Origin of the sequence: Halomonas sp. 141 (genome assembly GCF_002810305.1) — a bacterium.
Taxonomy (GTDB): domain Bacteria; phylum Pseudomonadota; class Gammaproteobacteria; order Pseudomonadales; family Halomonadaceae; genus Vreelandella; species Vreelandella stevensii.
This window is the reverse complement of the sequence record NZ_PINZ01000085.1, coordinates 1-3,099: the sequence shown is the minus strand read 5'-3', so window position 1 is coordinate 3,099 and position 3,099 is coordinate 1. Positions and strand designations below refer to the sequence as shown.

Below are 3,099 nucleotides of genomic sequence, written 5' to 3'. Positions count from 1 at the left end.
TTGATGGATTGGTTAGGTTCTTGAAATCATAGCACTTTCAGCCGCTTTCTTTTATACCCTGTGAGAAATCCGGGCTAGCGTGTGATCGATGTAAGTTATATCAACAACGCCAATATTCATAAAGCCTTATATTGAGGTAAGCTCTGTTAAATTTCATACTATTGAGAACGCCCCATGTTGCCCCAGGTTTTTACTTTTGCGAAAGTGCCCGATACCGTACGCCCTATCATTTACAATGCAATTAAAGAAGGCAAGTCACGCTTTGGCATGTGGGATCAAGAGGTGTCGCTACGAGAGCAATACCATGGGGCTAACGGCTTCCTGCTTAACATTAAGCCAGGCGACTGGATTGTGCACGTTAACCTGCCAGCCTATGGGCAATGTGTTGCCGTTCAGGTCTGTGGGGAGTATGACTTTGATCAGGGCGTAGAGTGCGCCTGGGGACGCGACTTTTGTAACTATCTGACCGTTGACCCTAACACCCTCATCGAGTTTTCACGCAACGATACCAACGTCCTTCCTTCGGTAAACTTGAGGCCCATGCGTCGTGGTCAACGCGTTTTGAACGTAGCGGATTTTTTGACAAGCATCGAGAATCTGAAAACAAGCCGCTACAACGATATTACGCCTAGCCTAAGAAGTATTATTCACCTGAGAGAACGCGTGAATCAGGACGTTTTACCTCGACTTACGCAGGCCATTCAGGAAATGAACAAAGGCAAGGATTTCGAGATATTTCTGCATGAAGTGTTTATGCAGATGCCACACACCGTATCGGTTAAAAACGGTTTTGGCTGGCGTACTGATCATGGTGCAGACTTACTCGTTGATTTTCAGAACCCCATCGGTGGTGTAACACTGAGTACGCGCTTGGTAGTGCAAGCAAAGTCCTATTCGGGTGCGCATCACGACCTTAACGCTGTTGATCAGATTGTTGAAGGCATGGAGAAGTACAACGCCGATGGTGGCTTATTGATCACCACAGGGCAGGCAACCGAAACACTTGAAAATTATGCGGCGGAAAAGAGCGAAGCGTGTGGACGCACCATTGACTTGATTGCGGGGCCTGAGGTGGGCCGCTTTGTGCTCCGCCACGCCCCGCATTTATTGATTGGTAATGACTTCGCTTAAATCCGCACATACGTTGTAACAATGGGCGGACTTCCGAAACGAATTAGCGCAACCTGCTCTGATCAGCACTGGTCTGCATGTTGCTCAATTAAGTGAAATGGGTATAGCCAAAAATCTACGCTCGGGAAACGGCACTCCCCCGTCTCATCCTCCAAAAATGATAGCACCTTTTGGTAGGTTGGGCTGTCTTCATCAGGCGCCACTGCCAAGTAAATAGACCCTTGGTAACAGCACGGAGCCTTGCCTGGCGCTGCATGCACGCATGGCTCCCATGGAATCTCATTAGCCTCTAGCCACTCAACAACGTGTTGGCGACCCTGGTGATCTTCCCAGTGCGTACCCAAAATATCGTCATCATGACTTTCATTTTTGAAAGTTAAAAATAGGATATCCCGCTGTGCTTGGAGGCCAATCTCCATCGTGGTCTTAACTAAGCGCGGCATATTTCACTCTCCACGTTGTTTGAGGGCGTATAGCGCTCTGGCCAGCTGTTCTATTTTGTCTCGCCACGCTAACGTCGTTAGCCACCGTTCGGGCAGTGCTTTAACTCCCCACGCAGCACCTGCCAGCTGCCCCGTTACTGCAGCAACCGTGTCAGCGTCATCGCCTAAGTTGGCGGCCAGCACTAGCGCTTCTTCCAACGAACGTGCCTGCCAACAGCACCATAGGGCAGCTTCTAGGGTGTCGATGACATAGCCACTGGAAGACACTTCCTCGCGCGACAGCTCACAAAACACCCCCGCCTGAAGCGCTAAGATACGATCGCCTTGGGCAGGGGTAGTCGGCATCTGTGCGAGCACCCTACGAAGAGGCTCGCCTTGCAACAACCGCCAAAGCACCGCCCCCATTAATGCGGCCGCATCCAGGCAGTCGGGGCTGGCATGCGTGGTGACACTGCTGCGCACCGCTAACGTCACTGCCTCTTCCTCGCTATTCGCCACCATAACGGCTGGCGCGAGGCGCATAATGCCGCCATTACCGCTTTGATACGCCTGGGTGCCGCCCGCATTGATGTCTTGTGTGCGTTCAAAACGCTGCAAAGCATCCAAGGTCGTGCCACCAATATCAATGCAGCGGCCTTGGCAGGCCATGTAACCTTCTCGCCACCAGCGCACGTAGCGGCTTAACTGATCGTGCGGATCAAACGACTGACGATTCACTAGACTTTCAGCCAAACACAGCGCCATGGCGGTATCGTCTGTCCACTCCCCAGGGGCAACATTAAAGACACCGCCTCCCCACATCTCCGTATGGAGAGGATGTTGATCCCGGATACAAAACTCCAGCGTGGTACCTAACGCATCTCCAGTTGCCAGCCCTAACAAAGCACCAAGGTAACGGTATAACTCATCCATGTTGGGATTGACGGTGGGCAGTGGCTGTTGCGGGGGTCGATTCTCGTTCGTCATAAGCGCCTCTACATAAGGTAGTTTTCATACCTTATCGCTCGCATGCGACACCAAGCGTCGCACCCTAATGCGATGCTGGCAGCACTCAACACGGAGGAGAGGCCGCATGAGCAATACACCCCACTACGATATCATCGGTGATGTGCATGGCCAGTTAGCGACGCTGGAGGCACTCTTAACCCGCTTGGGGTATCGCAAGGGGCCGCAGGGTTGGCAGCAACCGGGGCATGTGGCGGTATTTGTTGGCGATATTATTGATAAAGGGCCGTGGCCAGGCGCGGTACTTCGCCTCGTGCGCCAAATGGTCGATGCGGGTCACGCGCTTATGGTCGTGGGGAATCACGAACTGAACTGGGTACGAGACGCGTATCACCATCAAGACGATCTAAGCGCTTTTATTCACGCCACGCGCCAGCATAATGATCGCCAACGGCTGGTCGATGAATTTGCCAACAAGGAAGATGGCCTAGCGCTACTCCTCGGTAAGCGTTCATTCCAAGACGTAGTTGACCTACTTCACGTCACGGAGGGGCCTTAATAACTCCGGCGAGACCTTGTA

Annotated in this window: 3 protein-coding genes; 2 read left to right on the top strand and 1 reads right to left on the bottom strand. The window is 52.4% G+C overall.

Annotated elements, in window-relative coordinates:
* Positions 1 to 174 precede the first annotated feature (174 nt).
* Entirely contained in the window at positions 175 to 1,131 is a 957-nt protein-coding gene (locus tag CWI66_RS17275) for a restriction endonuclease (RefSeq protein WP_100732360.1), read from the top strand.
* Positions 1,132 to 1,577: 446 nt separating this feature from the next.
* Here the strand turns inward: CWI66_RS17275 and CWI66_RS17265 are convergent, their stop codons facing one another.
* Positions 1,578 to 2,486, bottom strand: coding sequence for an ADP-ribosylglycohydrolase family protein (locus tag CWI66_RS17265; protein WP_100732361.1), 909 nt, complete (start codon positions 2,484 to 2,486; stop codon positions 1,578 to 1,580).
* 160 nt (positions 2,487 to 2,646) lie between these two features.
* On the opposite strand from CWI66_RS17265, the gene CWI66_RS17260 reads away from it, so the two are divergent.
* On the top strand, positions 2,647 to 3,078 hold the full coding sequence (locus tag CWI66_RS17260) for a metallophosphoesterase (protein WP_157809003.1): 432 nt from the start codon (positions 2,647 to 2,649) through the stop codon (positions 3,076 to 3,078).
* The last annotated feature ends 21 nt before the right edge of the window (positions 3,079 to 3,099 follow it).